The organism is Pseudomonas brassicacearum, assembly GCF_003732265.1.
GTDB lineage: Bacteria > Pseudomonadota > Gammaproteobacteria > Pseudomonadales > Pseudomonadaceae > Aquipseudomonas > Aquipseudomonas brassicacearum_D.
In genome coordinates, this window is sequence record NZ_MOBK01000001.1 from 1,130,107 (window position 1) to 1,157,094 (window position 26,988).

Consider the following 26,988-nt stretch of genomic DNA (forward strand, 5'->3'; position numbering starts at 1 on the left):
ATTAATTTTGTGATCATGTTCTTATAGGAAATAGCTAGCGAACAATCCATAAGCCTGATTACCATGAGCATGCTCATTGACTTCAAGGTGCGGTGAAGATGACCCAATCCACCCTCGGTTTCGTGCTCCATGACGTTGCCCGCTTGATGCGTAAACGCTTTGAACAATGGGCTCGCGCTGCCGGTCTTACGCGCTCCCAATGGCAGGTCCTCGCCAAGCTTTCCATTCATGAGGGCATCCACCAGAAAGGGTTGGCTGACTTGTTGGAAATCGAATCAGTCACGCTGGTGCGCCTGCTGGACAAGATGCAGGAGCGCGGCCTGATCGAGCGTCGCAACCATCCCACAGACCGCCGCTACTCCTTGCTGTTTCTCACCCCGGCTGCTCATCCGCTGTTGCAATTCATGCGCACTATCGGCGAGCAAACCCGACTGGAAACCATGGCGGATTTCTCCATCCAGGAGCACGACCAATTGCTGCAATACCTCGAACGTATGCGTGAACACTTGTTGACGGCCTGCAGTCAGCCCGTGGAGGAATCCGCAGACTGTAAGGCGGATGAGGTGAAGCATGGCTGAGCCGACATTGCAGCGCCCTGCCGTGCACGCTGACGCCAGACCGCTCGAGCCACTGGAGAAACCCCAGGTGTCGGCACCCGAAGCTCCGGCCCCTGATAGCCCGGTTCAAGAACCGACAGACCCGGCACGGCAACGCTGGCGCATCGGCCTGTTTCTGCTGGCGCCCATTGCCGTCGCGGCCTGTGCGACCTGGTATGTATTGGGGGGCCAGGTCGTGAGCACCGACAATGCGTATATCCAGGCAGAACGAGTGGGGGTTTCCACCGATGTGGCCGGGATCGTCGCGGCCATTGAAGTCTCTGACAACCAAGCCGTCAGCAAGGGGCAAGTGTTGTTCCGCCTCAAGCCCGAACCTTTTGAAATCGCCCTGGCCCGCGCCAAGGCGCAGCTGGAAAATGCACGCAACCAGATCCTTTATCTCAAGGCCAGCTACAACCAATCGCTGGCCGAGATCGCCCAGGCTGAAGCCAGGCTGCCTTACTACCAGACCAATTTTCAACGACTGGAAAAGCTGATCAGCGTTGCTGCCGTATCAAAGACAATCTACGACGACGCCCACCAGGGCCTCGACAATACCCGCCAGCAGGTGTCGATTGCCAAGGCCCAGGCTGACGCGGCGCTGGCCCAACTGGGCGGGCAGCTGGATAGACCTATTGAGCAACACCCCTCCTACCTGCAAGCACAAGCAACGTTGAAGGAAGCCGAACGTAATCTGCGCAACTCCGTGGTGACCGCTCCGTTCGACGGCATCGTGACCAACGTTGACTCGCTGCAAGTAGGTGCGTACCTGCAACCACCACAATCGGGTTTCAGCCTGGTGTCGAGCGAACACTTGTGGGTAGCCGCGTCCCCGAAAGAAACCGAGCTGACCAACGCTCATGCGGGCCAAGGCGTAACCATTGAAGTAGACACCTACCCCGGCGTGACCTGGCATGGCACCGTGGAGAGCATCAGCCCGGCTTCCAGCTCGAGCTTTTCATTGTTGCCGGCACAGAACACCACGGGCAACTGGGTGAAGGTTGTGCAGCGCATTCCCGTACGGGTCCGTATCGACGATGCTGCTGGCAAACCTGCACTGCGCCATGGCATGAGCGCCGTGGTTGAAATCGATACCGGCACTGCCCGTGGTTTGCCCAAACCGCTGGCAAACCTGCTCGCACGCCATCATGAGTGAAGTGACCGGGCCACTGCCGCCATCGCCATTGCGGGTACTGATCACATTGTGTGTGGTACTGGCAGTGGTCATGCAGGCGTTGGACACCACCATCGCCAACGTCGCGCTGCCCTACATGCAGGGCGCCGTATCGGCCAGCGCCGATCAGATTAACTGGGTACTGACTTCCTACATCGTCGCCACAGCCATCATGACGCCGCCCTCGGCATTCCTTGCCCGACGCTTCGGTCGCAAGCGCGTGTTGCTGTGGTCGATCTTTGGTTTTGTCTTGGCCTCGGTGCTCTGTGGCATCGCCCGCTCCCTGGAAGAAATCATTCTGTTCCGATTGCTGCAAGGGCTGGCAGGGGCGGCATTGGTGCCACTGTCACAAGGCATTCTTCTGGACATCTACCCACAGAAAGACCGAGGTTCAGCGGTGGCCTTGTTCGGAGTATCGGTCATGGTCGGTCCCGTGCTCGGGCCCATGCTTGGCGGCTGGTTAACAGAGCACCTCAGCTGGCGCTGGGTGTTCTTCATCAACTTGCCTATCGGATTGCTGGCCTTTATCGGCATGACCCGCTTCATTCGCGAAACCCCGGCCGACAAAACCGCACGCCTGGACTGGCTGGGCTTTGGCTCGCTCAGCGTGGCCATTATGTCGATTCAATTGTTCCTCGACCGCGGCGAACAACTGGGCTGGTTCGACTCCGGGGAAATCCTCCTTGAGGCGTTGGTAGCCGCTGTCGCTTCATATATTTTCATCGTCCACACCTTCACCCACGACAAGCCTTTTATCAGCCTGAAGCTGTTCAAGGACCGCAATTACTCGGTGGCCGTGGTGTTTATCTTCATCATTGGTATCACCTACCTGGCGTCGCTGGCGCTTATGACACCGTACCTGCAAACCCTGATGGGCTACCCGGTGCTCACGGCTGGCATGGTCATGGGGCCGCGCGGCCTGGGGACGATGCTCAGCATGTTCCTGGCCGGGAGGATCATCGGCAAAGTCGATATTCGCTGGATATTGTTTTGCGGTTTGGTGCTGTCCGCCTGGTCGATGTACATGATGACCGGCTGGACGCCGGCAGTGTCCATCAACACCATCATCTACGTGGGCTTTGTCCAGGGCGCGAGCCTGGGTCTGTTGTTCGTCCCGCTGACCACCATAGCCTTTAGCACCCTGCCCCCGAATCTGCGTGGTGACGCCACCGGCCTGTACAACTTGTCACGCAACGTCGGCTCCAGTGTTGGCATCTCGATCGTGACGGTGCTGCTGGCACAGAACACCCAGATCAACCACGCCGAAATCGGTGCAAACATTACGCCGTTCAACCGCCTGTTCGATGCCTGGCCCGTCAGCAACCTGCTCAATCCATTAACCGCCGGCGGACGTGCAGCGCTGGATAGCATGATCACAGTGCAGGCCAGTTGGGTGGCTTACCTGGATGACTTCAAGCTGCTGATGTGGCTATCGATTGGCGTCATACCGCTGCTATTGGTATTCAGGACGCCAAAGATTCAGAAAACCACACCTGCGTAATCAACTCAGTTCGATCACGCCTCGAAGCGGAAGCGTCCCACCGCCAGGTTCAGTTCGTCAGACAGCTCACGCAAGGAAACCACGGCCCTCGATACCTGGTGGGTAATCGCATCCCCCTCGCCGGCCATGCGTGAGATGTGCTCGACGTTCTCCACGATGCCGCGCCCACCCTCGCTCTGCACGCTCACCGCATCGGCAATCCGGTCTACCCCGCGCGTGGAGTCACCGACCAGCTCCGTCGCTTGTTGCAGGGTACTTTCCAACTCAAGCAACAGTCGGCTGCTGTCGTCCAGTGCAACAGTGCCCGCGCTCAATGCTTCGTCGACGACTTCGGACTGACTCTCCAGCTTCATCGTCAACTGGTTGATCGAATTGGCTGCGGTCGCAGAACGTTGTGCAAGGTGGCGCACCTCGTCGGCCACCACACTGAAACCGCGCCCGCTCTCTCCGGCCCGCGCCGCTTCAATCGCCGCGTTAAGCGCGAGCATGCTGGTTTGTGCGGAGAGGTCCTTGACCTGACCGATACTGGCGGTAATCGCTGTAGTGCTTTCGACAAAGTCGCCCACTGAACCGCGAATAGCAGAAAATGCAAAGCGCACATTGCCGATTTTCTCGAGCAGTCGCGACAACGCCAGATGGCCGTCCTGCGCTCCGCGCAAACTGGCCTCGGCACAACTGCGCAGGCTTTCAGCGTGCGTGGAGATCGCCGCAATCCCGTCGCTCATCTGCTCGATTGTCGTTGAAACTGCGCCCACCGCGCCGGCCTGTGCCGTGGAGCTTTCAGCCACGCGCGCCGAGGCACCCACCAGTTCCTCGGCCGAGGCGCCAACCGATGCCGCGACGCCCGCGACCTGGCGCATGGCCTGCTGGAAGCTGTCAATCAGTTGGTTGAACGCCTGAGCCGTGTGGGCCACTTCGTCTCGACCCATGACCCGAACGCGCCGGGTCAGATCGCCATCGCGCAACTCGATCGACGCCTGCTCGATCTCCCGGATGGGCCGGATGATTTGCGCGCGCAACAATAGACTGACCACGATGGCGAGTGCGCTGGCGCCCAGTAACACCACGACCAGCATCCGTGAGACCTGTTGTTGTAGCTTGGCGGCCTCGGCAAATGCGCGGGAGGTCAGCTCTGCCTGCAGGCCCAGCAAGCGGTTGAATTGACCTTGTAAGCCATTGTTGTCGGCGCGCACCCGGCCCAGCAGCGAGGCAGCCTGTATCTGATCGCTCAAGGCTGTGCGCTTGAAATCGGCCAGGCCTTCACCCACCACCGCGGCCTGCTCCTGTACCGCACGGTAAAGCTCTTTTTCCTCCTCACCCAAACGCGTCTCGCGGGCTACCTTGTCCAGCCCGGCTCGCATATCGTCGACACTGGCCTGCATATCCTCCAGATATGACTCCAGCTCCTCGGTAGAAGCCTGCCCATTCGATTCAAGGATGCGCGCCCCGATGGCATAGGCGCCAACCATCGCAGCCTGCGACGCCGCCGAGGTTTCCAGCACTTGGCGATATTGCTGGAAACGCAACTGGTCGATTTCCTCGATAACCGCTTGTTGCGTGGCCAGCCCGCGGTACGCCAGACCCGAGACCAGCAGTAGAGCGAGTACAAATATTCCGGGCAACACGAGGAGCTTGGCTCCGATGGAGAGACCTTTCAGAAATGACATGGTGGTTACCGTTTTTGTTATAGGGCGTGATTGAGCAGGTCGCCTATCCTGATTTATTCTTTATACAGTATTTGATTCTACTGTCGGAATATTAATGAAAAAACGGACTCCCGTTGCGACGCTATGGCAGCTCTCTTACTTGGCTCCGCTTAAATCGGGATTTCATTTGGCATGAAAAAAAACCTCACAAGGGATGGAAATTTTTTCTCCAACCCGTTGATTTGCCATACCCTGCGATTCTAAACATACTGAAAATCCATGCTGCACACGGCCGTTGACTGCTTCCTCATGCGCAAACTTTTGTACCTGACCTTTTCCATGGCGATCATTGCCGCCCTTACCACTTACGCGATGTGGGCCGCGGATCGCCCGGTGGGCCATTACCTGTCGGACCTGCGCATCAACCTGGCCATCGATCAAGGCACACCCGCCGATCGCGGCAACCTGCTGGGCATCCAGCCCGAACTCTTCCCCACCGATTATCAAAGCCCCGAACGCCTGCACCGCAAACTCGCGGCCTATTTGCAGAAGGCCCAGGACCAGGGCCTGCTGAACGACAAGACCATCGTCGTGCTGCCTGAACATGTCGGCACCTGGCTGATGGTCAGCGGCGAGAAAGATGAGCTGTACCAGGCCACGACGCTGCAGGAAGCGATGAACTGGCTGGCGGCGAGCAATCCGCTGCAGTTCGTTCGTGCGCTGATCAGCGCCAAGGGCGACAGTCGGATCGACGATGCCCATTTGCGGATGAAGGCCAAAGGCATGGCCAAGAATTATCAGGCCCTGTTCGGCGGCTTGGCGAAAGAGTTTCACGTGACGCTGGTAGCGGGCAGCATCGTGTTGCCGGAGCCCAGCGTGATCGACGGCACGCTGAAAATCGGCCGCGGCGCGCTGTACAACAGCAGTGTGATCTTTGGCCGCGATGGCCTGCCGATTGGCCAGCCTCAACGCCAGATGCACCCGGTGTTCGAGGAGCCTGAGGACATCAAGACCAATGAACAACAGGCACTCACCGTCGTCGATACGCCTGCCGGGCGCCTGGGCGTGTTGATCGGCAGCGACAGCTGGTACCCGGACAATTACCGCAAGCTCGATGATCAGGGCGTGCAACTGGTGGCCGTTCCGGCGTACGTCATCGGCCGTGACACTTGGGATAAGCCTTGGCGCGGTTACCGCGGATTGCCGACACCCGCCTCCGTCAGCCTCAAGCCCGGCGAACTGAGCGAAGGTCAGGCCTGGCATCGCCTGACCCTGACCGCCCAACCGCCCGCGAGCCAGGCCATTGCCGGCATGAGCGTGTTCCTGCGTGGACAGTTCTGGGACAAGGGCAGCGCCGGGCAAAGTTTTCTCAGCAACAACGGTCAACAGTTCGCCGACGGCAATGCCCGTGGCGCGCGGTTGCTGAACCTCTGGTTGTGACCCATGAAACCGCTACCGATGCGCCTCGGGGATTTATCGGTGGGTTTCGTCCATAGCCTGGCCGATGCGGTACGCAGCCACGGTGCAGACCCGCAACCGTTGCTCGACCAATACGGGCTGGATGCAGCCCGGTTGGCGGAGCCCGGTGCCCGGCTGTCGATCCCGCGCTATATGCGTTTGGGCCATGGGGCGATTCAGCTGACGGACGACCCCGCGTTGGGTTTGCGCATGGGTCAGCTCAGTCGCCTGAGTCAGGCCGGTCTGGCCGGTGTCACGGCTGCGCAGGCACCCACGGTTCGGGAAGCCGCGCGCTGCCTGATTCGTTTCGAAGCCTTGTACGGCTCCAACTATCGCGGTCAGTCGAGCTTTCATGAAGACGCTCAGGGCGCATGGCTGCGCTTCTATTCCATCAGCCCCTACAACGCCTACAACCGCTTTGTGGTGGATTCGATCATCGCCGGCTGGTTGCACCAGTTATCCAGCATCAGCCCTGCCCCGTTGCGCGCCGAGCGTATCGAGATCGAATTCGACGCGCCGGATTACCGCGAGGTTTATGCCCTGCTGGGCGATTGCCCGATCCAGTTTGGCGCCGAGCACAATCAACTGCGCCTCAGCCTGGCCAGCCTCGCTCAACGCAACCCGGAACACTGTCCGAGCACCTGGCGACATCTGCTGCAACTCTGTGAACGGGAACTGGAACAGCTGACACGCACCCGCAGCCTGCGTGAACGCATCACTCAGTTGCTGGGGCCGTTGCTCAATGGCGGCCGGGAACCCGACCTGGAAGAAGTGGCGGCACGCCTGAAGCTGCCCACCTGGACCTTGCGCCGCAAACTGGCCGAAGAGGGCACGCAATTTCGCGCGATTCTCAACGACACCCGTCGCGACCTGGCCATGACCTACATCCGCGATACCGAACTGGCGTTCGGAGAAATCGCCTACCTGTTGGGTTTCGCTTCAGCGGAAGCCTTCCAACGGGCCTTCAAACGCTGGAATGGCCAGACTCCCGGCGAGTTTCGCCGTAGCCATCGCCAATCCGCTTGACGCTTACAGCTCGGTAGCGTCTTCGGCGGGTTCCAGCGGGTCCAGTTCAAACGCCTGGTACTCGAGCAGCTCTTCTTGATATTCGTCCATTTTTGAATCCCCCAGCGCTCGTTTAAAAAATGCCTGAATAAATGACCAACGCCTTGAGCATAAAGTGCCCCCGTGAAAGAAAGATGACGCGGATGCACCGCTCAGCGGCTAGTTAATAAAACGTAGCAGGCGGTCAGGAATTTATCACAGGTTTTTTTCGATACAGGCTGTAGGACTACGGCCTGGCTGATGCAGATCAACGTTAAGCGCCTACGGGATCGGTGTCGTCAGACCCGATCCCGTAGATAAACGATTACTGACCGGAGACTGGCATCGCCGGGATCGGCTCGCTGGGTGGCGGCAGGTCCGACGGTGGTGGCGGCGTGACCGCTTCTGTGGCCGGTGCCGGTTCACTGTTTTGCGCCGGGGTAATCGGGGCGGTTTCAGCCGGCGGTGCAACTGGCTCAGAGGCCGTTGGGGCCGTTGGGGCCGGTGCAGGCTCAGCCGCTGGTGCTGGTGCTGGGGCTGGCGTCGCTTCCGCGGGAGTTGGTGCCAACGCGGCAGGCGCCGCTTTGGGTTCAGGCACGCCCAGGTCGGTCTTCGGCTTCTCGACGATGTGCGCGGCTTTCTTCGCTTCCGGCGGCAGGAACAATTCGACCAGGGTGAAAAAACGCTCGTAGAACTTGGCCGACGAAACGGTTTCGCTGGCGACCTTGACCATCGAATCGTCGGACGATCCGATCGGCATCGACACCGAGCCCAACACACCGACACCCAGGCTGGCAGAGTTGTTGGTTTTCTTCAGCGCATAACGGTCCTGCAAGGCGTTGGCGAACATGGTCGCATGGTGCCCTTCGCTGCCGTCATCGGCGCAGACCACACTGAAGCTGATCTCCATGTGCGTATCGCCGGTCTGCTGGAAACTCTTGTGCCCGCTGATCAGCTTGGGATCGCTGCTGGTAATGATGTAACCCTGGCTGAGCAAGGCACGCCGCGCGGCTTCGCAGGTCTGCGCATCGCTCACGGGGTAATTGCGCGAAAAGGTGCCGGAGTCGGAGAAGTTCTCATGCTCATAAATCGCGGCTTTCTTGGAGGAGCAGCCGGCAGCAGCAGCGAGCACCAGTGCCAACCCGACGAGACGCATGGGAATTGATTTAAACATTGAACATCCTGAGGAAAACGGTCCGGGGCGTATTGTGCAACAGATCGATGCTTAGCGGAGCATCGATTAGTGTCTTAAAACAGATACAAGTGTAAAGACTCCCTTTGACGGGAAAAGGTCGCTCCACACTCGCCTGCGGCGACGGATAACCGTTTCACTTTCCCTTCAGGCATAAAAAACCCCGGCCTTTCGGCCGAGGTCTTTGTGTCGCGAGACGCTCAATCAGGCATCAATAACGCTTGATGTCCGCTTCGCTTTCCAGCTGCTTGCGGTAAGCCGCGAAGTCTTGCTGGCCAATGCGCGAGGCGAGGAAGCGGCGGTATTGAGCCTTTTCTTCTTCGGTCGGCGCGGCCGCTTCGTTCACGTTGTTCAGACGCACGATCACCAGGCTACCATCGGCCAGGGTCACGTTGCTGAAGGTCGGCTTGTCCTTGGCGGCAGGCTTGGGCATCCGGAACAGCGCCTGCAACACAGTCGGGTCAATCCCTTCCTGAGCGCGGGTAGCCGCTTCGGTCACTTTCCAGTTCTGGCCGTCGATGGCCTTGTCCAGCGGGGTCTTGCCGTCGCGCAGGCTGGCAATCAGCTGTTCAGCCTTGGTCTTGGCGGCAGCGCTGGCGTGCTCCTTGGCCAATTGCGCGCGGATGGCCGTGTTCACGGCTTCCAGCGGCAGCTGTGCCGGTTTCAGGTGTTCCTTGGCGCGCAGAACGATCACGGTTTCCGGATCGAGTTCGATGGCGGTGCTGTTGGCACCCTCATCCAGCACTTCAGGACTGAACGCAGCGGTTACTACTGCACGGTTGGCCGCAATGCCCTCACCGCCTTCACGACCAAATGGCTTGGAAGTGTGAACGGTCAGTTTCAGGTCTTGCGCCGGCTGGGCCAGATCGGACGCTTCGAATGAGGCGTCTTCCAGTTGCTTGGTCGCCTCAACAAAACGCTGCTCGACTTGCTGGGCTTTCAGCTCGCGGGTCAGCTTGTCTTTCAGGCTGGCAAACGTCGGCACCTCAGGTGCTTCCACACCCAACAGCTTGATCAGGTGAAAACCGAAGTCGGTACGAACCGGCTCGGAGACTTGATCCTTGGCCAGCGAATACAGGGCCTTTTCGAAAGCCGGGTCGTAGACGCCAGGACCTGCGTAACCGAGGTCACCGCCATTGTTGGCCGAACCCGGGTCCTGGGAGAACTCTTTGGCCAGTGCCTCGAATTTCTCGCCTTTGGCCAGGCGCGCCTGCACGTCTTCGATCTTGGCCTTGGCTTGCGCCTCGGTCACTTTGTCGTTCACTTCAATCAGAATGTGCGCAGCCCGACGCTGTTCGGACAGGTTCGCGGTTTCTTTCTGATACGCCGCTTGCAGGTCTTCATCCTTGACGGCGACCTGATCAAAGAAGGAAGCCTTCTTCAATTCCAGGTAGTCGATGACCACCTGATCCGGCGTCATGAATTCCTTGGCGTGTTCGTCGTAGTAGGCTTTGACTTCTTCGTCGGTCAGCTTCACAGCCGCCGGGTCAACCTTGACGTTCAGGGAAGCGAAATCGCGGGTCTGTTTTTCCAGACGGGCGAAAGCCAGTACCTGAGCGTCAGTGACGAAACCGCTACCCGCCAGGCCAGCACGCAGCTGACCGATCAGCATTTCCTGAGCCAGCATCTGGCGGAACTGCATACGGCTGTAGCCGAGCTGACGGATCACCTGGTCGAAACGCTCCGGACTGAACTTGCCGTCGACCTGGAATTCAGGCGTCTGCAGGATCACTTGGTCCAGGGCCGCTTCGGAGAAAGCGAACTTCGAGTTCTGTGCGCCTTGCAGCAGCAATTTGCGATCGATCAAGCCTTTGAGGGCCGATTCGCGCAGCATTTTTTCATCGAGCAAGGAAGCATCGAAATCCTTGCCCAGCTGTTGCATGAGCTGACGGCGTTGCATATCAACCGCCTGGCTCAGCTCGTTCTGGCTGATTTCTTCACCATTGACCTTGGCCGCATCATTGCTGTGCGTAGTGGCCTTGAAAATGGCATCGAAACCGGTCAAAGCCATCAGTGCAACGATGACCCCGATAATGGTCTTGGCAATCCAGCCTTGTGAATTGTCCCTGATATTCTGCAGCATGCGTCCCCCAGAAACGGTTGAACTTCAAAATTAGGCAACCGTGGAGCGTGGGTAGAATCCGGATAGAAGAAAGGCGCATCCGGGGATGCGCCTTCTCGTAACTGGCGGAGCGGACCGAGGGTTCGAACATGCGACCCTCGGTGTCTCGGACCGGCAACTTGCCGACTGGACTACCGCTCCGCTGCCAGGTCAGGCATGACCCCGACCCGGATAGGCAAAAACCTGAATCGAACTTAGTTGACAGCTTCTTTCAGTGCTTTACCGGCTTTGAAACCTGGTTTTTTGGCTGCTGCGATTTCCAGAGTCTTACCAGTCTGTGGGTTACGACCGATGCGAGCTGGACGATCAGTGACGGAGAAAGTACCGAAACCAACCAGAACAACGGAGTCGCCAGCCTTGAGAGCGCCAGTGACGGATTCGATTACTGCATCCAGGGCTTTACCAGCGCTGGCTTTGGAGATGTCCGCAGATACGGCGATAGCATCAATCAGTTCCGACTTGTTCACTCTAAGTCCCCTTATATCTATTTGAGTATGATTCTAAGTTTTTTTGGTGAAAACAAAAACGAGTGCTGAATGGCCTACAGACACTTAAGAGCCGCTTTATAACAAGGGCTCTAAAAAGCTGTCAAGGAAGCCACCCGGCCAAATGCTACTAATGCGTGCTAATTCTTTCCTTAGAGTCAGACTCGCGTTTTTCATCCTTTGCAACGATCTCTGGAGCCACATCAGGCAGGGGCTCCGGCGCGTATTGCAGCGCAATTTGCAGGACCTCGTCAATCCATTTAACCGGTTTAATCTGCAGATCTTGCTTGATATTGTCAGGAATTTCCTTCAGATCGCGTACGTTCTCTTCAGGAATGATCACTGTCTTGATCCCGCCACGGTGAGCAGCGAGCAGTTTTTCTTTCAAACCACCAATCGCCAGCACCTGGCCACGCAGGGTGATTTCACCCGTCATCGCGACGTCTGCGCGCACCGGAATTCCGGTCAATGCCGACACAAGCGCCGTGCACATGCCCACACCGGCGCTAGGGCCGTCCTTAGGGGTCGCCCCTTCCGGCATGTGAATATGCGTGTCGCGCTTCTCGTGGAAGTCCAGGGGGATCCCCAGGCTCTTCGCACGGCTGCGGACCACGGTCAGTGCTGCGGTGATCGACTCGACCATCACATCGCCCAGGGAACCGGTCTTGATCAACTGGCCCTTGCCCGGTACCACCGCGGCTTCGATGGTCAGCAATTCGCCACCCACTTGCGTCCACGCCAGCCCGGTCACCTGACCGATCTGATCTTGCGATTCGGCGAGGCCGTAGCGAAATTTCCGCACGCCCAGGAAGTGTTCGAGCATCTCGGCAGTGACTTTCACCGAGAAGCGTTTTTCCATCGCATGCTCTTTGACCGCCTTGCGGCAGACCTTGGCAATCTGACGCTCCAGCCCACGCACACCGGCTTCGCGGGTGTAGTAGCGGATGATGTCGCGGATCGCTTCGGCGTCGAATTCCAGCTCGCCTTTCTTCAGGCCGTTGGCAGTGATCTGCTTCGGCGAGAGGTATTTCACGGCGATGTTGATTTTCTCGTCTTCGGTGTAGCCCGGCAGGCGAATCACTTCCATCCGGTCCAGCAAGGCTGGCGGGATGTTCATGGAGTTCGAGGTGCACAGGAACATCACATCGGACAGATCGTAGTCGACTTCCAGGTAGTGATCGTTGAAGTTGTGGTTCTGCTCGGGATCGAGCACTTCCAGCAACGCCGACGCCGGATCGCCACGCATGTCGCTGCCCATTTTGTCGATCTCATCGAGCAGGAACAGCGGGTTGCGAACACCCACCTTTGTCATCTTTTGAATCAATCTTCCTGGCATCGAACCGATGTAAGTACGGCGATGACCACGGATTTCGGCTTCGTCACGCACGCCACCGAGGGCCATGCGCACGAATTTGCGGTTGGTGGCATGGGCAATCGACTCCGCCAGCGAGGTTTTACCCACGCCAGGAGGACCGACCAGGCACAACACCGGGCCACGAATTTTCTTTACGCGTTTTTGCACCGCGAGGTATTCGAGGATCCGCTCTTTGACTTCTTCCAGACCGTAGTGGTCTGCGTCGAGAATGTCTTCGGCGCGTGCAAGGTCCAGGCGCACTTTGCTCTGGGCCTTCCACGGCACCTGAACCAGCCAGTCGATGTACGAACGCACCACGGTCGCTTCCGCGGACATTGGCGACATTTGTTTCAGCTTGTTCAGCTCACCCTGGGCTTTGGCCAAGGCATCTTTCGGCAGGCCGGCGGCATCGATGCGCTTTTTCAGCTCTTCGATTTCGTTGTGGCCTTCGTCGCTGTCGCCGAGCTCCTTCTGAATGGCCTTCATCTGCTCATTCAGGTAGTACTCGCGCTGACTGCGCTCCATTTGTTTTTTGACGCGACCGCGAATGCGTTTTTCGACTTGCAGCAGGTCGATCTCGGCATCCAGCAACGCCAGGACGTGCTCGACCCGGGCCGACAAATCGATGATTTCGAGGATTTCCTGCTTCTGCTCGATCTTCAGGGCCATGTGCGCGGCCATGGTGTCGACCAGGCGGCCTGGCTCGTCGATGCTGTTGAGCGACGACAGGACTTCAGCCGGGACTTTCTTGCCCAGCTGCACATATTGTTCGAATTGAGCCAGCAGGCTGCGCACGAATACTTCCGACTCGCGCTCTGGCGCGTCGACTTCGTCGATCAACGAGACTTCGGCACGGCAGTGGCCGTCCACTTCGCTGAAGCGCTCCACGGCGCCCCGCTGCTCGCCTTCGACCAGAACCTTTACAGTGCCATCAGGCAGCTTGAGCAGCTGCAGAACGGTCGCAATCGTACCTACGCGATAAAGTGCATCTTCACCGGGATCATCGTCAGCAGGGTTTCTCTGAGCCAGCAGAAGGATCTGCTTGTCGCCCGTCATCGCAGCCTCGAGGGCTTCGATGGATTTCTCGCGCCCCACGAACAGCGGGATAACCATGTGCGGATAAACCACAACATCACGCAATGGCAGGAGAGGCAATTCGATGGTTGTCTTCATGATTTCGCCTCTACGGCGGCCATAAGGCCGGAAACAGATGGAAGTAAGCTTGAAACCAAGATGGGGGCTGCCTTCAAAAAAAACAAGCGCAAAGACAGTGATAAAACGCAGTAAAAGCAAAGGGGCCCGAAGGCCCCTTCTTTGTACCAGCTGCGTGACGCTTAAGCGTCTGGCGCGGCCTTGGCAGCAGGCTCACTGTTTTCGTAGATATACAGTGGCTTGGACTTGCCTTCTATAACGCTTTCGTCGATCACTACTTTACTCACCTCGGATTGCGAGGGGATTTCATACATAGTGTCGAGCAATACGCCTTCGAGAATCGAACGCAGTCCACGGGCACCGGTCTTGCGTTCCAGGGCACGTTTAGCGACCGATTTCAGTGCGTCGGCCCGGAATTCCAGGTCCACGCCTTCCATCTCGAACAACTTGGCGTACTGCTTGGTCAAAGCATTTTTCGGCTCGGTGAGGATCTGCATCAGCGCAGCCTCATCAAGCTCGTCGAGCGTGGCAAGTACCGGCAGACGACCGACGAATTCCGGGATCAGACCGAACTTGACCAGATCGTCAGGCTCGACTTCACGCAGGGACTCACCGACTTTCTTGCCTTCTTCCTTGCTGCGCACTTCCGCGTTGAAACCGATGCCGCCTTTCGTGGAACGGTTTTGAATAACCTTTTCCAGACCGGAGAACGCACCACCGCAGATGAACAGGATGTTACGGGTGTCGACCTGAAGGAATTCCTGCTGCGGATGCTTGCGACCACCTTGAGGCGGAACGGAAGCGACCGTGCCTTCGATCAACTTGAGCAGGGCCTGCTGCACGCCTTCACCGGAAACGTCCCGGGTGATCGACGGGTTGTCAGACTTGCGCGAAATCTTGTCGATTTCGTCGATGTAGACAATGCCCATCTGGGCTTTTTCTACGTCGTAATCGCACTTCTGCAGCAGCTTCTGAATGATGTTCTCGACATCCTCACCCACGTAACCCGCCTCGGTGAGGGTGGTTGCGTCGGCAATGGTGAACGGAACGTTCAGCAAACGAGCCAGTGTTTCGGCAAGCAGGGTTTTACCCGAGCCTGTCGGGCCGATTAGCAGGATGTTGCTCTTGCCGAGTTCGACGTCGTCATTCTTTTTGTCACGCTGGTTCAGGCGCTTGTAGTGGTTGTATACCGCTACGGCCAGAACCTTTTTCGCACGCTCCTGACCAATCACGTACTGATCAAGGATGCCGCTGATTTCTTTAGGCGAAGGCAATTTATGCGCGCTGCTTTCGGCCTGGGCTTCCTGCACCTCCTCTCGGATGATGTCATTGCACAGGTCGACGCACTCGTCGCAGATAAAGACCGAGGGGCCGGCAATCAATTTGCGTACTTCATGCTGGCTTTTGCCACAGAAGGAGCAATAGAGCAGCTTGCCGTTGTCCTCGCCGTTGCGGGTGTCAGTCATTCGTTCGATCCAAATCCGATAGGCTTGCAACACAAGATGAAGGCTATTGCGGGCTTTTTCAAGCCCGCTGGTAGTCGGACCTGCCGACCAACCTTATTTTGAGCTGCTTATTTTACGCGGGACGCTGGCTGATGACTTCGTCGATCAGGCCGTATTCCTTCGCAGCTTCTGCACTCATGAAGTTGTCGCGGTTGGTGTCGCGCTCGATTTCTTCAAGAGTGCGCCCGCTATGCTTGGCCATCAGCGTGTTCAGACGCTCACGAATGAAGAGGATTTCCTTGGCATGGATTTCGATATCCGAAGCCTGGCCCTGGAAACCGCCCAGTGGCTGGTGAATCATCACACGCGAGTTCGGCAGGCAGTAACGCTTGCCCTGCGCACCAGCGGTCAGCAGGAACGCGCCCATGCTGCACGCTTGACCGATACAGGTGGTCGACACGTTTGGCTTGATGAACTGCATGGTGTCGTAGATCGACATGCCCGCAGTCACCGAACCGCCCGGCGAGTTGATGTAGAGATGGATGTCCTTGTCCGGGTTTTCCGCTTCAAGGAACAGCAATTGCGCACAGATCAGGTTGGCCATGTAGTCCTCTACCGGACCAACCAGAAAGATCACTCGTTCCTTGAGAAGGCGCGAGTAGATGTCATAGGCGCGCTCGCCACGAGCAGACTGCTCGACAACCATCGGGACCAGGCCGCCGGCGGCCTGGATATCAGAGTTCTGCTGAATATACGAATTACGGAACATGCTCTGCAGTCACTCCCAAATAGTTATGTCTTGAATACGCATAAGCCAGCACGAAGGCTGGCTTATGGTGTGTGCTTCTTACCGCAAAAACGATCAGTCGGCTTGTGGAGCTTCTACCGGCTTGACTGCTTCTTCGTAAGAGACCGATTTGTCGGTCACGCTAGCTTTCTGCAGAACAGTATCCACAACTTGTTCTTCCAGCACAACAGAACGAACTTCGTTCAGTTGCTGGTCGTTCTTGTAGTACCAGGACACAACCTGCTCAGGCTCTTGGTAGGCCGAAGCCATTTCCTGAATCATTTCGCGAACGCGGGTTTCGTCAGGCTTGAGGTCGAATTGCTTGACCACTTCAGCCACGATCAGACCCAGTACAACGCGGCGCTTGGCTTGTTCTTCGAACAGCTCGGCCGGCAGTTGGTCAGGCTTGATGTTGCCGCCGAACTGCTGAACTGCCTGCACACGCAGACGGTCAACTTCGTTGGACAGCAGAGCCTTTGGCACTTCGATCGGGTTGGTGGCCAGCAGACCGTCCATTACCTGATTCTTGACCTTGGATTTGATCGCCTGACGCAGTTCGCGCTCCATGTTCTTGCGAACTTCGGTGCGGAAGCCTTCCAGGCCAGTTTCCTTGATGCCGAATTGAGCGAAGAATTCTTCGTTCAGCTCTGGCAGTTTTGGCTCGGAAACAGTGTTCACGGTGACGGTGAACTCGGCAGTCTTGCCGGCCAGGTCCAGGTTCTGGTAGTCAGCAGGGAAAGTCAGGTTCAGAACACGTTCTTCGCCGGCTTTAGCGCCAACCAGACCGTCTTCGAAACCAGGGATCATGCGGCCGGAACCCAGCACCAGCTGAGTACCCTTGGCGGAACCGCCAGCGAACACTTCACCGTCAACCTTGCCAACGAAATCGATGTTCAGCTGGTCTTCGTTCTGGGCAGCGCGATCGGCCACTTCGAAACGGGTGTTCTGCTTGCGCAGGATGTCCAGCATTTTGTCCAGATCGGCATCAGCCACATCAGCGCTCAGGCGCTCTACGGTGATACCGTCGAAACCGGCAACGGTGAACTCAGGGAACACTTCGAAAATAGCGACGTATTCCAGGTCCTTGCCGGCTTCGATCGACTTAGGCTCGATCGAAGGTGCGCCAGCCGGGTTCAGCTTTTGCTCAACAACAGCTTCGTAGAAAGAAGACTGGATCACATCGCCCACGGCTTCTTGACGCGCATCAGCACCGAAACGGCGCTTGATTTCGCTCATTGGCACTTTGCCTGGACGGAAGCCAGCAATCTTGGCCTTTTGGGCAGTCTGCTGCAGACGCTTGTTGACCTGAGTCTCGATGCGCTCAGCCGGCACGATGATGCTCATGCGGCGCTCAAGAGCAGAAGTATTTTCAACAGAAACTTGCATGGATATTCCTCGTTGCACAGACGTTAGCCGGCCGTTTCCGACCCCAGAATCAAGGGCATGCATTCTAGTGGGTCAAACTCAAGAAGTCACCCTACTGAAAACGGGTAAAAACGCAGCAGGCAATTTATAGGTGCGAATGCACGAATGCACCTCGCTCCGATGGCAAACACAACCGATCACGCCAGGGCCCTGCGCCAACCCTTCTATATATAGAAGAGGTTGCCAATCATCTCCCTGACAGCCGATCTTGCGAACAAGGCCGGCGGGCAGCGCGGCATCATCGAGCAACACAAATACGACGAAACGCCCTGCCCCTGCGACCCAGAACCTGCAGTCGCTGAACCCGCCAAAACAAAAAAAGGCGCCAGACTGTTAAATCTGGCGCCTTTCGAAATATGGGGTGGACGAAGGGGATCGAACCCTCGACAACGGGAGTCACAATCCCGTGCTCTACCAACTGAGCTACGCCCACCATATTGCGTGACAAAGAAGTAAAACAACTTCCCTGCTGACCCCAACCAAGCCAATCGGCATGAGTGAAGCTTTATTTGGTGCGGATGAAGAGACTCGAACTCTTACGCCTCGCGGCGCTGGAACCTAAATCCAGTGTGTCTACCAATTCCACCACATCCGCGGGTTGAAGCTGTTAAAGCAAAGGCGCCAGACTGTTAATCTGGCGCCTTTCGAAATATGGGGTGGACGAAGGGGATCGAACCCTCGACAACGGGAGTCACAATCCCGTGCTCTACCAACTGAGCTACGCCCACCATATTGCGCTACTTGTGCCAAAGCTGCCTAAATGGCGCACCCGGCAGGACTCGAACCTGCGACCATCCGCTTAGAAGGCGGATGCTCTATCCAGCTGAGCTACGGGCGCCTTGTAATTTGTACTCTTGGAGGACTACAAACTAAGTGCTTTCCAGTCTTGCGAAACCGCAGTCCCGCTTAACCTTCTTAACCAGTGCTAGGCTGTGCCCGACAAGTGCGACGAATAGTATAGAGCCCCCTGAGGGTCGTCAAATCCTTTTTAAAAAAAATTCATTTAATTAAAGGAGTTAGGGGAATTTGCAGACCAAGCGCCTTTGCCCTCACCTCATGACATGCGAGAATGCGTTCTCTTTTTTTCCCCTCTCGATGGTTAATCACGCGCAATGACTGCACAACTAATCGACGGCAAATCGATCGCCGCCAGCCTGCGCCAGCAGATCGCCAAACGAGTTGCCGAGCGTCGCGAGCAAGGCTTGCGTACACCCGGCCTCGCGGTGATCCTGGTCGGCAGCGATCCCGCCTCTCAGGTTTATGTCTCGCACAAGCGTAAAGACTGTGAAGAGGTCGGCTTTATCTCCCAAGCCTATGACCTGCCTTCCGAAACCACTCAAGAAGCGCTGACCGACCTGATCGATCGTCTGAATGACGACCCGGCAATCGACGGCGTTCTGCTTCAGCTTCCTCTGCCTGAACACCTGGATGCCTCCAAATTGCTGGAGCGCATTCGTCCGGACAAAGACGTCGACGGTTTCCATCCTTATAACGTCGGTCGCCTGGCCCAGCGTATTCCGCTGCTGCGCCCCTGCACCCCTAAAGGCATCATGACCCTGCTGGAAAGCACCGGTGCCGATCTTTACGGGATGGACGCAGTGATTGTCGGGGCTTCCAACATTGTCGGCCGCCCGATGGCGATGGAATTGTTGCTGGCCGGTTGCACCGTGACCGTCACCCACCGTTTCACCAAGGACCTGGCCGGCCATGTCGGCCGTGCCGATCTGGTGGTGGTGGCCGCTGGCAAACCGGGCCTGGTCAAGGGTGAGTGGATCAAGGAAGGCGCGATCGTGATCGACGTCGGGATCAACCGCCAGGAAGACGGCAAACTGGTCGGCGACGTGATCTACGAAACCGCCCTGCCCCGCGCCGGCTGGATCACCCCGGTTCCTGGCGGCGTTGGCCCGATGACCCGTGCCTGCCTGCTGGAAAACACGCTGTACGCGGCAGAAACCCTGCACAGCTGAGTTCCAAAGTAGATATAAAACGACCCCGCCCATGGCGGGGTTCTTTTTGCCCAAAGAAAAAGCCCTACCACCCGCCTGAAAATGACATTTTTTTCATGTTTTACAGGACTTTCACCTGTTACTTGATCAACCATCGACAGTTATTCAGCCATACTCCAGAATGTCGCGCTTTTACGAAATAGCCCGTTACAAAACGGCTTATCAACACATAATGAGTCTGCCAGCGTGAAAATCCGTCTTTCCATCCTGAGCCTATTTTTTGCAGTTACAGGGACTTTCATCACGCCAATTGCCAGCGCTGGCGATACCACCGCTGCGCCTCGAGATGCACAACATCTCAAACTGGCTTCGGGCAGCTCGTTAGTCATGGATATGCAGACCAACAAAATCATCTACGCCAGCAACCCTGACGTGGTGGTGCCGATTGCGTCTGTCAGCAAACTGATGACCGGTCTGGTCATCGTTGAAGCCCGACAGAACATGGACGAGTACATCAACATCAATATCAGCGACACCCCGGAAATGAAGGGTGTGTTTTCCCGGGTCAAGCTCAACAGCGAGATGCCACGCAAGGAAATGTTGCTGATTGCCCTGATGTCTTCGGAAAACCGCGCAGCAGCGAGCCTGGCCCACCACTATCCGGGTGGCTATGCAGCCTTCATCGCCGCGATGAACGCCAAGGCCAAGGCGCTGGGTATGGTCAACACCCACTTCGTCGAGCCGACTGGCCTGTCCCCGCGTAATGTGTCCACCGCCCGCGACCTGAGCAAACTGCTGGTGGCTGCACACAAGTACCCGCTGCTGACCGAACTGAGTACCACCAAGGAAAAAACCGTGTCGTTCCGTAAACCCAACTACAGCCTGGGTTTCCGCAACACCGACCATCTGGTGCGCAAAGCGGACTGGGACATCCAGTTGACGAAAACCGGCTTCACCAACGAAGCGGGTCACTGCTTGGTGCTGGTGACCAGCATGGGCAATCGCCAGGTTGCGCTGGTCATCCTTGACGCTTATGGCAAGTACACCCACTTTGCCGACGCCACCCGTATCCGCAATTGGGTGGAAACCGGCAAGGGCGCAGAGGTGCCATCCGTTGCCTTGCAGTACAAATCCGACAAGAACCTCAAGCACCGTCAGAGCGGTGTGGTTGAAGCCTCGAAATAAACAGGCGCTCTCAAAAAAGCCCCGGACAGTCGGGGCTTTTTTTCGCCTTGCTTTTATCAGTCGTTGGGCAGCGGCATCTGATCGTCATCCGGAATGCCATCGCCCTTGCTCGGATCACTCCAGCCGTGGGGATGCACTGTCGGCACCACCACAGGCCTGGCCAGAGGATCGCGTAGCGGGCTATCCGGATCCATCACCGGGTCGATATCTTCTTCGGGCGTGGTGGGGACGCTGTCCGGACGTTTGTCGTCGAAACTCGAATCGGTAGACATAGGCACCTCATCAGGGCTCAGGGTTTCAGGTCAGCAAGGGGGTCATAAGGCTTCGCTGGGGCCTTGGGGTTGTCGCCCGGCTTCACGTCCCTGGGCGCCTTGGCGGGACCGATGGGGTCGACCTGGGGATCGGCGAGGTCCGGCGAGTCGGGATCGAATCCCAACTCATCGCCCGAAGAATGCTCAGACGAATGCGGGCCGACGGGGGTAGTGGAATGTGCCATGGGCGCCTCCTTGGATGTGGCCCGGAAAAATCCGGGCACTGTCCATTAGAGAGCCGCCGCACGCAGCAGTGCCTGAAGGATGACGAACGGACGCTTACTGCGTGGCCAGGGCCTTCTTCGCCCGTGCCGCCGCTTGCTCCTGACCGGCCTGCCCCAGATCATTCGCGGCCTTGAGCCAACGCTGCTGATCGACGTTGACGGGAATCTGGTTCGGCTTCTGGATCAGCACGGCCCAGCCACCCGCGTCCTTGAACGACGACTCAAACGAACTGAAGCTCATCATGTCCCGATGATTCATCCCCGCGCGCAGCAGCACGGTCTGCTTCTTGCGGTTGTACCCGGCGAGAATGGCGTAGCGCGGCTCAGCCCAGAGCGCGGAGCCTTCGGTGAAGCGCACCATCACCGGATAGCCGGCAGCGACCTGGGTCAACAGCGCGGGCAACGTGCTGTCGAGGGGATAAACCACCATCCCGTATTCGCGTGCCAGATTCTGCAGGTTCTGCTGCAACTGGTCCTCGGCGCCCGGCAAATGCAGGGGTTTTTCCAACAAGCCCGGGGTGATGACTATGCCCTGTTGCGCCAACAGGCTGGCCAGCACTTGCGGTCCGCTTTGAAAGGCTTGCCCGCGATAGAACGTACCGCTGAGTTCCACCCGCTCCGGCAGACGCTGGATCTGCGGCGCAACGCTCCCGGCGCACCCCGCCAACCCGGCCACACAGCCCATAATCAGCGCTGCCATGCGAATTCGAGAAAATACCCGCTCCATCATCACTCTCTTGTTCAGACGCCGGGCAACAGGCTCCCGGCTAGGCTGTCGATCATAGGATGCCGCGCGACGGCGGTATAGCCTTAACCGGCAGTTACGTGCGATCGATAGAGCGAACTGGTTAGTGACAGACGACCTTTGGTCAATTGTCTGACACACAGCACCGACTAGACTGTCAGTTGCATAGCGTGTGTGCCCGATGCAGGGCAAAGAGGAGGCACGATGAGCCTGGCAATGACGATCGTGATGTTGATTTCCGGCTGGCTGGCCGTTGCCGCCGCCATGTTGTGGGGAGTCCTGCGCATTACCCGGCGGCACCACCACCACCACCCGACTCAATTACCGCCTGAAGCGACCACCGAAAAGTCCGCGGCCCGTCACGCCGCCGTGCACTGACCGGAATTTTCCGCCTTCAAAAAAATGGCCGCCTGAACACTTTCGTATTCAAGCGGCCTTTTCAGTTATCGCCGATCAAGCGTCAGCAGCAACGCGCTTCTGCTTGGCCCTTCGCGACATCATGTTCAAGCACTCGATCGTTGCCGAGAACGCCATGGCCGCGTAGACGTAGCCTTTCGGTACGTGGGCGCCGAAGCCTTCGGCGATCAGCGTCATGCCGATCATGATCAGGAAGCCCAGCGCCAACATCACCACCGTCGGGTTGTCGTTGATGAACCTGGCCAACGGATCAGCCGCCAGCAACATCACCAGTACCGACACCACCACCGCGATAATCATGATCGGCAAATGCTCGGTCATGCCGACCGCAGTGATGATGCTGTCGATGGAAAACACCATGTCCAGCATCAGGATCTGCCCGATCGCAGCGGCAAAACCCAGGGTCACGGTCGACGTCGCCGACTTCGGATCTTCCGGTGCCGGGTCCATGCTGTGATGGATCTCGGTGGTGGCTTTCCACAACAGGAACAAGCCGCCGGCAATCAGGATCATGTCCTTCCAGGAGAACGCGTGGCCGAGGATTTCGATCACAGGCGCCGTCAACTGCACGATAAATGCGATGGTGCTCAGCAGACCCAGACGCAGGATCAGCGCCATGCCGATACCGATGCGGCGGGCTTTCTGCCGATGCTGCTCGGGCAGCTTATTGGTCAGGATCGAGATGAAGATCAGGTTGTCGATGCCGAGCACGATCTCCATGACAATCAACGTGGCCAGGGCGACCCAGGCGGTGGGGCTTGCAGCAAGTTCTAAAAGGTATTCCATGGGTCAGTCCTGACTCGTATTAGACGTTAGATTTCCTGGGACGAAGCTTCGGTTTTGTCCTTGTCTTCGCCCGCTGATTCTTTCTTGCTGATCAGGCCGCCGGTGGCGTCGCTGAGCGCTTGTTCGGCGGCTTTGTGCGTATCGTCGATGGCCTGTTTGGCGCTTTCAGCGGCCTTGCCCATCAGTTGCTGAGCACTTTTTTCGGCCTGGTCGCAACCGGCCAATACCAGTAAAGACGCGAATAGCACTGCCGTAGTGGTGATCTTCATGATGCTTCCCTCGTTAGAACAAACGGCACCTAAACGATGGCCCGTTGATAGCGACGCATTCTAGGGAGGCAAACACTTCAGGAAAATTCGTATTTTTAGCGGTTATACTTCGGTTTTTACGAACTGTAGACCGTCATGCTCAACTATCGGCAATTGCATTACTTCTGGGTGGTGGCCAAGACCGGCAGCATCGTGCGCGCCTGCGAGCAGTTGAACCTGACACCGCAGACCATCAGCGGGCAGATTTCCCTGCTTGAGCAAACCTACGGCATCGAATTGTTTCGACGGGTGGGTCGGCAACTGGAACTCACCGAAGCCGGGCGACAGGCCCTGCCCTACGCCGAGCAGATGTTTCAGCTAGGCGGCGAACTTGAATTGATGTTGCGGGCGCAACCCAATGAGCAACAGATCCAGTTTCGGGTCGGTGTGGCGGACGTCGTGCCCAAGTCCATCGTCTACCGGCTGATCGCGCCGACCATGGAGTTGAGCGAGCCGCTGCGCATCACCTGCCGCGAAGACAAACTCGAACGGTTGCTCGCCGACCTGGCGATCCAGCGCCTGGACATGGTGATTTCCGACAGTCCGATGCCCTCGCACCTGGACATCAAGGGCTACAGCCAGAAACTCGGGGAGTGCGGGATCAGCTTCTTCGCCACGGCGGAACTGGCCGCGCAGTACGGCCAGGATTTCCCCCGCAGCCTGCACGGCGCACCGCTACTGATTCCGGGACCGGAAACCGTGGTGCGCAACCGCCTGCAGCGCTGGTTCGCCGAGCAGCAGATCCAGCCGCGCATTGTCGGCGAGTTCGATGACAGCGCATTGATGCAGGCGTTTGGTCAGTCCGGCAGCGGGATCTTCATCGGCCCGAGCGTGATTGCCGATGAAGTGAAACGCCAATACGGCGTGGAGGTGATTGGCCAGACCGACGCCGTGACCGAGTCGTTCTACGCCATTTCAGTGGAACGCAAGGTCAAGCACCCCGGCATTGTCGCCATTACCGAAGGTGCCCGACGCGAGCTGTTCACCGAACTGTAAAACCTCAGGCGCAGATTTCACGCGGTTTGAAGGTCATCAGCGCAATCGCCAGCAGGATCGAGGCGAGGATAAACGCGGCGGCCGCGAACCCAAGACCTTGCAGCCCGAAGTTGTCGATCACCCGGCCGCCGACCATCGCACCCAGGCCGATGCCGAGGTTGGCCCCGGCAATGTTCAGCGAGGCGGCGAACGCCGGCGCTTCGGGCGCCGCTTTCATCAGGCGCACATGGCTGACCAGGAACAACGCGGCCTGCGTCACGCCCCAGATACCCATCGCCGCCGCCAGACCGAGGGGCGAATGAATGTTCGGCACCAGCGCCACCAGGCCGGCAATCATGAATGCGCAGAACATCACCGAAGCGATCAGCGGATGACGGTCCACCGCGCGACCGCCCAGCGAGTTACCGATCAGCCCGACCGCGCCGAAGCCCATCAGGCACCAGCCGACCACCGTGCCGTTGAAACCGGCCAGGCGCTCAAGGATGTCCGCCAGGTAGGTGTACGCGGTAAACATGCCGCTGAAGACCACCACCGACAGCAACACATGGCCGATCATCAGTGGGCTGCGCAGGATCTTGAATTGTGAGCGGAAACTCACCTGATGCTGATGCAGGCTGGTTTTCGGCAGGTAGATAAACAGCAGCAAGGCCTTGGCAAAGGCGATGACCGCCAGAATGCCAAAGGCGCTACGCCAGCCGAACGCATCGGAAATCAGCGTGCCCACCGGAATGCCAAACACTGTGGCGCAGACTATGCCGAAGCCAATCTTGGCGATGGCCCGCCCGGCGTAGTCCGGCCCGACAATGTCTACCGCTGTCTCGCTGGCCAGGGCCCAGAACACCGGCAAGCCGAGTGCGGGAACCAACCGGGCGAAAGCCATCACCCAGATATTCGGCGCAAACGCCGCGAGGGTATTGGCCAGACCGAACATGATCAGCACCGAGATGAACAGCTTGCGGCGTTCAAAACGCGCGAAGTACGCGGTCAGGAACGGCCCGAAAGCGGCGACGGTGAAGGCGAACAACGTCACCAGCAAACCGGCTTGCGGGATGCTGACTTCAAGGTCACGGGCGATGGCCGGCAACAGGCCGACGATGACGAATTCCGTGGTCAGCACCGTGAAACCGGCGGCGGACAACAGAAGAATGGGCAACAGCATGCACAACTCCAGAAAACGACGACACCAGCGAATAGCCCGAAGGCCCACTGGCAGACTTGAAAATGAGGATGGCGAATCTTAACAGAGTGTTTCCAAAGCGGGTTGCACGAACCTGCTTATCTGGTTGATTGCGCGGGTGGCAGATCGTCACAGGTCTGAAGGATCGATCCTGCGCTGTGATAAAGTCCGCGCCCTGAAAAACGTACACCCTTTCCGGTTTCCTGCCTGCGGCCTGCCCTGTTTGTTGCTGCATACCTGCGAAACCCTGCACCTATAAAAAATCAGAGATGCTGCTTTATGACTGCTTCATCCCCTTCTCTATTGCAACGCCTGAAACGCACCACCCTGGTCACGCAAATCATCATCGGCCTGATCGCCGGCATTGCCCTGGCCCTGTTTGCGCCTGAAGTGGCGAAGTCCACGGCGTTTATCGGCAAGGTGTTCGTCTCGGCGCTGAAAGCCGTCGCGCCGATTCTGGTGTTCGTACTGGTCATGGCGTCGATCGCCAATCACAAGCACGGCCAGGAAACCCATATCCGGCCGATTCTGTTTTTGTATTTGCTCGGCACGTTCGCGGCGGCGGTGGTCGCAGTGGTGGCCAGCATGATGTTCCCGTCGAATCTGGTGTTGTCGACGCAAGACGTCGCGGTCACCGCGCCGGGCGGTATCGGCGAAGTGTTGCAAAGCCTGCTGCTGAGCGTGGTCGACAACCCGGTGAGTGCGCTGATGAACGCCAACTTCATCGGCATCCTCGCCTGGGCCATCGGCATGGGCATCGCCATTCGCCATGCCGGCGACACCACCCGTGAAGTGCTGGGCGACTTGTCCAACGGCGTGACCGTGATCGTGCGCCTGGTGATCCGTTTTGCCCCGCTGGGGATTTTCGGCCTGGTGGCCTCGACCCTCGCCACCTCCGGTTTCGGTGCGTTGATCGGCTACGCGCATTTGCTGGCCGTGCTGCTCGGTTGCATGCTGTTCGTGGCGCTGGTGATGAACCCGATCATCGTGTTCTGGAAACTGCGCCGCAACCCGTATCCACTGGTGCTGATGTGCCTGCGCGAGAGCGGCATCACTGCATTTTTCACCCGCAGTTCGGCGGCGAACATTCCGGTCAATCTGGAATTGAGCAAGCGCCTGGGCCTGCATGAAGACACCTACTCCGTATCGATCCCGCTGGGCGCAACCATCAACATGGCCGGCGCGGCGATCACCATCACCGTGCTGACCCTGGCGGCGGTGCATACCCTGGGCATCGCCGTGGACATTCCGACTGCGATCCTGCTGAGCGTCGTCGCGGCGATTTGCGCCTGTGGCGCTTCGGGTGTGGCGGGTGGTTCGTTGTTGCTGATTCCGCTGGCGTGCAGCCTGTTCGGTATTCCGAGCGAGATTGCCATGCAGGTGGTGGCGGTTGGTTTCATCATTGGCGTGTTGCAGGACTCGGCGGAGACGGCGCTGAACTCGTCCACTGATGTGCTGTTCACAGCGGCGGCCTGCCTGGGTGAAGAACAGAAAGCCCAACGCACGGCCTGA

At 58.1% G+C, this 26,988-nt stretch carries 24 protein-coding genes, 4 tRNA genes and 1 pseudogene; 10 read left to right on the forward strand and 19 right to left on the reverse strand.

Going from position 1 to position 26,988, the window contains the following annotated elements; translation table 11 throughout:
* Window positions 1-98 precede the first annotated feature (98 nt).
* Genes BK660_RS05315 through BK660_RS05325 form a run of 3 tightly spaced genes read left to right on the forward strand, consistent with a single transcriptional unit; the run spans window position 99 to window position 3,271 of the window.
* On the forward strand, window positions 99-578 hold the full coding sequence (locus BK660_RS05315; RefSeq protein WP_123432395.1) for a MarR family winged helix-turn-helix transcriptional regulator: 480 nt from the start codon (window positions 99-101) through the stop codon (window positions 576-578).
* Window positions 571-1,752, forward strand: coding sequence for an HlyD family secretion protein (locus tag BK660_RS05320; RefSeq protein WP_123432396.1), 1,182 nt, complete (start codon window positions 571-573; stop codon window positions 1,750-1,752). Before BK660_RS05315 ends, BK660_RS05320 begins: the two co-directional genes overlap by 8 nt.
* Window positions 1,745-3,271 (forward strand): DHA2 family efflux MFS transporter permease subunit, encoded by a 1,527-nt coding sequence (locus BK660_RS05325; protein ID WP_123432397.1) that lies wholly within the window; start codon window positions 1,745-1,747, stop codon window positions 3,269-3,271. Before BK660_RS05320 ends, BK660_RS05325 begins: the two co-directional genes overlap by 8 nt.
* A gap of 14 nt (window positions 3,272-3,285) precedes the next feature.
* On the opposite strand, the gene BK660_RS33545 is transcribed toward BK660_RS05325, so the two are convergent.
* Entirely contained in the window at window positions 3,286-4,131 is an 846-nt protein-coding gene (locus tag BK660_RS33545) for a methyl-accepting chemotaxis protein (protein ID WP_404942935.1), read from the reverse strand.
* Window positions 4,132-4,149: 18 nt separating this feature from the next.
* Window positions 4,150-4,938 (reverse strand): annotated as a pseudogene (locus tag BK660_RS33550) (HAMP domain-containing protein); the annotation flags it as partial.
* 288 nt (window positions 4,939-5,226) lie between these two features.
* On the opposite strand from BK660_RS33550, the gene BK660_RS05335 reads away from it, so the two are divergent.
* Window positions 5,227-6,357 (forward strand): carbon-nitrogen hydrolase family protein, encoded by a 1,131-nt coding sequence (locus BK660_RS05335; protein ID WP_123432553.1) that lies wholly within the window; start codon window positions 5,227-5,229, stop codon window positions 6,355-6,357.
* 3 nt (window positions 6,358-6,360) lie between these two features.
* The gene (locus tag BK660_RS05340) at window positions 6,361-7,401 is read left to right on the forward strand and encodes an AraC family transcriptional regulator (RefSeq protein ID WP_123432399.1); all 1,041 of its coding nucleotides are present in this window, start codon (window positions 6,361-6,363) and stop codon (window positions 7,399-7,401) included.
* A 343-nt stretch (window positions 7,402-7,744) separates the two neighbouring features.
* On the opposite strand, the gene BK660_RS05345 is transcribed toward BK660_RS05340, so the two are convergent.
* From BK660_RS05345 to BK660_RS05400, 11 genes are all read right to left on the reverse strand, one after another.
* Window positions 7,745-8,593: a DUF2242 domain-containing protein gene (locus tag BK660_RS05345; RefSeq protein ID WP_123432400.1), complete on the reverse strand. Its 849-nt coding sequence runs from the start codon at window positions 8,591-8,593 to the stop codon at window positions 7,745-7,747.
* Between the two features lie 229 nt (window positions 8,594-8,822).
* Window positions 8,823-10,694, reverse strand: a complete 1,872-nt coding sequence (locus BK660_RS05350; protein WP_123432401.1) for a SurA N-terminal domain-containing protein — start codon at window positions 10,692-10,694, stop codon at window positions 8,823-8,825.
* Between the two features lie 233 nt (window positions 10,695-10,927).
* The gene (locus tag BK660_RS05360; protein WP_027926068.1) at window positions 10,928-11,200 is read right to left on the reverse strand and encodes an HU family DNA-binding protein; all 273 of its coding nucleotides are present in this window, start codon (window positions 11,198-11,200) and stop codon (window positions 10,928-10,930) included.
* A 148-nt stretch (window positions 11,201-11,348) separates the two neighbouring features.
* A complete protein-coding gene (gene lon / locus BK660_RS05365; RefSeq protein ID WP_027926069.1) occupies window positions 11,349-13,745 on the reverse strand; it encodes an endopeptidase La in 2,397 nt (798 codons plus the stop codon).
* A 161-nt stretch (window positions 13,746-13,906) separates the two neighbouring features.
* On the reverse strand, window positions 13,907-15,190 hold the full coding sequence (gene clpX / locus BK660_RS05370) for an ATP-dependent Clp protease ATP-binding subunit ClpX (protein ID WP_007946893.1): 1,284 nt from the start codon (window positions 15,188-15,190) through the stop codon (window positions 13,907-13,909).
* Window positions 15,191-15,302: 112 nt separating this feature from the next.
* Complete coding sequence (gene clpP / locus BK660_RS05375) at window positions 15,303-15,938, reverse strand: ATP-dependent Clp endopeptidase proteolytic subunit ClpP (RefSeq protein WP_123432402.1); 636 nt, start codon at window positions 15,936-15,938, stop codon at window positions 15,303-15,305.
* A gap of 93 nt (window positions 15,939-16,031) precedes the next feature.
* Entirely contained in the window at window positions 16,032-17,342 is a 1,311-nt protein-coding gene (tig, locus tag BK660_RS05380; RefSeq protein ID WP_123432403.1) for a trigger factor, read from the reverse strand.
* Window positions 17,343-17,738: 396 nt separating this feature from the next.
* Window positions 17,739-17,814 (reverse strand) — tRNA-His (locus BK660_RS05385).
* 77 nt (window positions 17,815-17,891) lie between these two features.
* Window positions 17,892-17,976: transfer RNA gene (locus BK660_RS05390), tRNA-Leu, on the reverse strand.
* 57 nt (window positions 17,977-18,033) lie between these two features.
* Window positions 18,034-18,109 (reverse strand) — tRNA-His (locus BK660_RS05395).
* Between the two features lie 33 nt (window positions 18,110-18,142).
* Window positions 18,143-18,219: transfer RNA gene (locus BK660_RS05400), tRNA-Arg, on the reverse strand.
* 274 nt (window positions 18,220-18,493) lie between these two features.
* Between BK660_RS05400 and folD the strand changes: the two genes are divergently transcribed.
* Both folD and pbpG read left to right on the forward strand, forming a co-directional pair.
* Window positions 18,494-19,348: a bifunctional methylenetetrahydrofolate dehydrogenase/methenyltetrahydrofolate cyclohydrolase FolD gene (gene folD, locus BK660_RS05405; protein WP_027925381.1), complete on the forward strand. Its 855-nt coding sequence runs from the start codon at window positions 18,494-18,496 to the stop codon at window positions 19,346-19,348.
* Window positions 19,349-19,573: 225 nt separating this feature from the next.
* The gene (gene pbpG, locus BK660_RS05410; RefSeq protein WP_123432404.1) at window positions 19,574-20,512 is read left to right on the forward strand and encodes a D-alanyl-D-alanine endopeptidase; all 939 of its coding nucleotides are present in this window, start codon (window positions 19,574-19,576) and stop codon (window positions 20,510-20,512) included.
* 56 nt (window positions 20,513-20,568) lie between these two features.
* On the opposite strand, the gene BK660_RS05415 is transcribed toward pbpG, so the two are convergent.
* The 3 genes from BK660_RS05415 to BK660_RS05425 form a co-directional block, all read right to left on the reverse strand.
* Complete coding sequence (locus BK660_RS05415; RefSeq protein WP_123432405.1) at window positions 20,569-20,784, reverse strand: hypothetical protein; 216 nt, start codon at window positions 20,782-20,784, stop codon at window positions 20,569-20,571.
* A gap of 17 nt (window positions 20,785-20,801) precedes the next feature.
* Window positions 20,802-21,008: a DUF6021 family protein gene (locus BK660_RS05420; RefSeq protein ID WP_027925384.1), complete on the reverse strand. Its 207-nt coding sequence runs from the start codon at window positions 21,006-21,008 to the stop codon at window positions 20,802-20,804.
* Window positions 21,009-21,102: 94 nt separating this feature from the next.
* Window positions 21,103-21,774 (reverse strand): cysteine peptidase family C39 domain-containing protein, encoded by a 672-nt coding sequence (locus tag BK660_RS05425; protein ID WP_259698480.1) that lies wholly within the window; start codon window positions 21,772-21,774, stop codon window positions 21,103-21,105.
* Between the two features lie 234 nt (window positions 21,775-22,008).
* Here BK660_RS05425 and BK660_RS32555 point away from each other — a divergent pair, with 234 nt between their 5' ends.
* Window positions 22,009-22,170: a hypothetical protein gene (locus tag BK660_RS32555; protein ID WP_185045004.1), complete on the forward strand. Its 162-nt coding sequence runs from the start codon at window positions 22,009-22,011 to the stop codon at window positions 22,168-22,170.
* A gap of 75 nt (window positions 22,171-22,245) precedes the next feature.
* On the opposite strand, the gene BK660_RS05430 is transcribed toward BK660_RS32555, so the two are convergent.
* Both BK660_RS05430 and BK660_RS05435 read right to left on the reverse strand, forming a co-directional pair.
* On the reverse strand, window positions 22,246-22,995 hold the full coding sequence (locus tag BK660_RS05430; protein ID WP_123432407.1) for a TerC family protein: 750 nt from the start codon (window positions 22,993-22,995) through the stop codon (window positions 22,246-22,248).
* A gap of 26 nt (window positions 22,996-23,021) precedes the next feature.
* Window positions 23,022-23,264: a hypothetical protein gene (locus tag BK660_RS05435; RefSeq protein ID WP_123432408.1), complete on the reverse strand. Its 243-nt coding sequence runs from the start codon at window positions 23,262-23,264 to the stop codon at window positions 23,022-23,024.
* A gap of 135 nt (window positions 23,265-23,399) precedes the next feature.
* Here BK660_RS05435 and nhaR point away from each other — a divergent pair, with 135 nt between their 5' ends.
* On the forward strand, window positions 23,400-24,299 hold the full coding sequence (gene nhaR, locus BK660_RS05440) for a transcriptional activator NhaR (RefSeq protein WP_027925388.1): 900 nt from the start codon (window positions 23,400-23,402) through the stop codon (window positions 24,297-24,299).
* 4 nt (window positions 24,300-24,303) lie between these two features.
* On the opposite strand, the gene BK660_RS05445 is transcribed toward nhaR, so the two are convergent.
* Window positions 24,304-25,458 carry an MFS transporter gene (locus BK660_RS05445; protein ID WP_123432409.1) on the reverse strand — a complete coding sequence of 385 codons (1,155 nt, stop codon included), beginning with the start codon at window positions 25,456-25,458 and terminating at the stop codon, window positions 24,304-24,306.
* A 297-nt stretch (window positions 25,459-25,755) separates the two neighbouring features.
* Here BK660_RS05445 and sstT point away from each other — a divergent pair, with 297 nt between their 5' ends.
* Window positions 25,756-26,988, forward strand: a complete 1,233-nt coding sequence (gene sstT / locus BK660_RS05450) for a serine/threonine transporter SstT (RefSeq protein WP_123432410.1) — start codon at window positions 25,756-25,758, stop codon at window positions 26,986-26,988.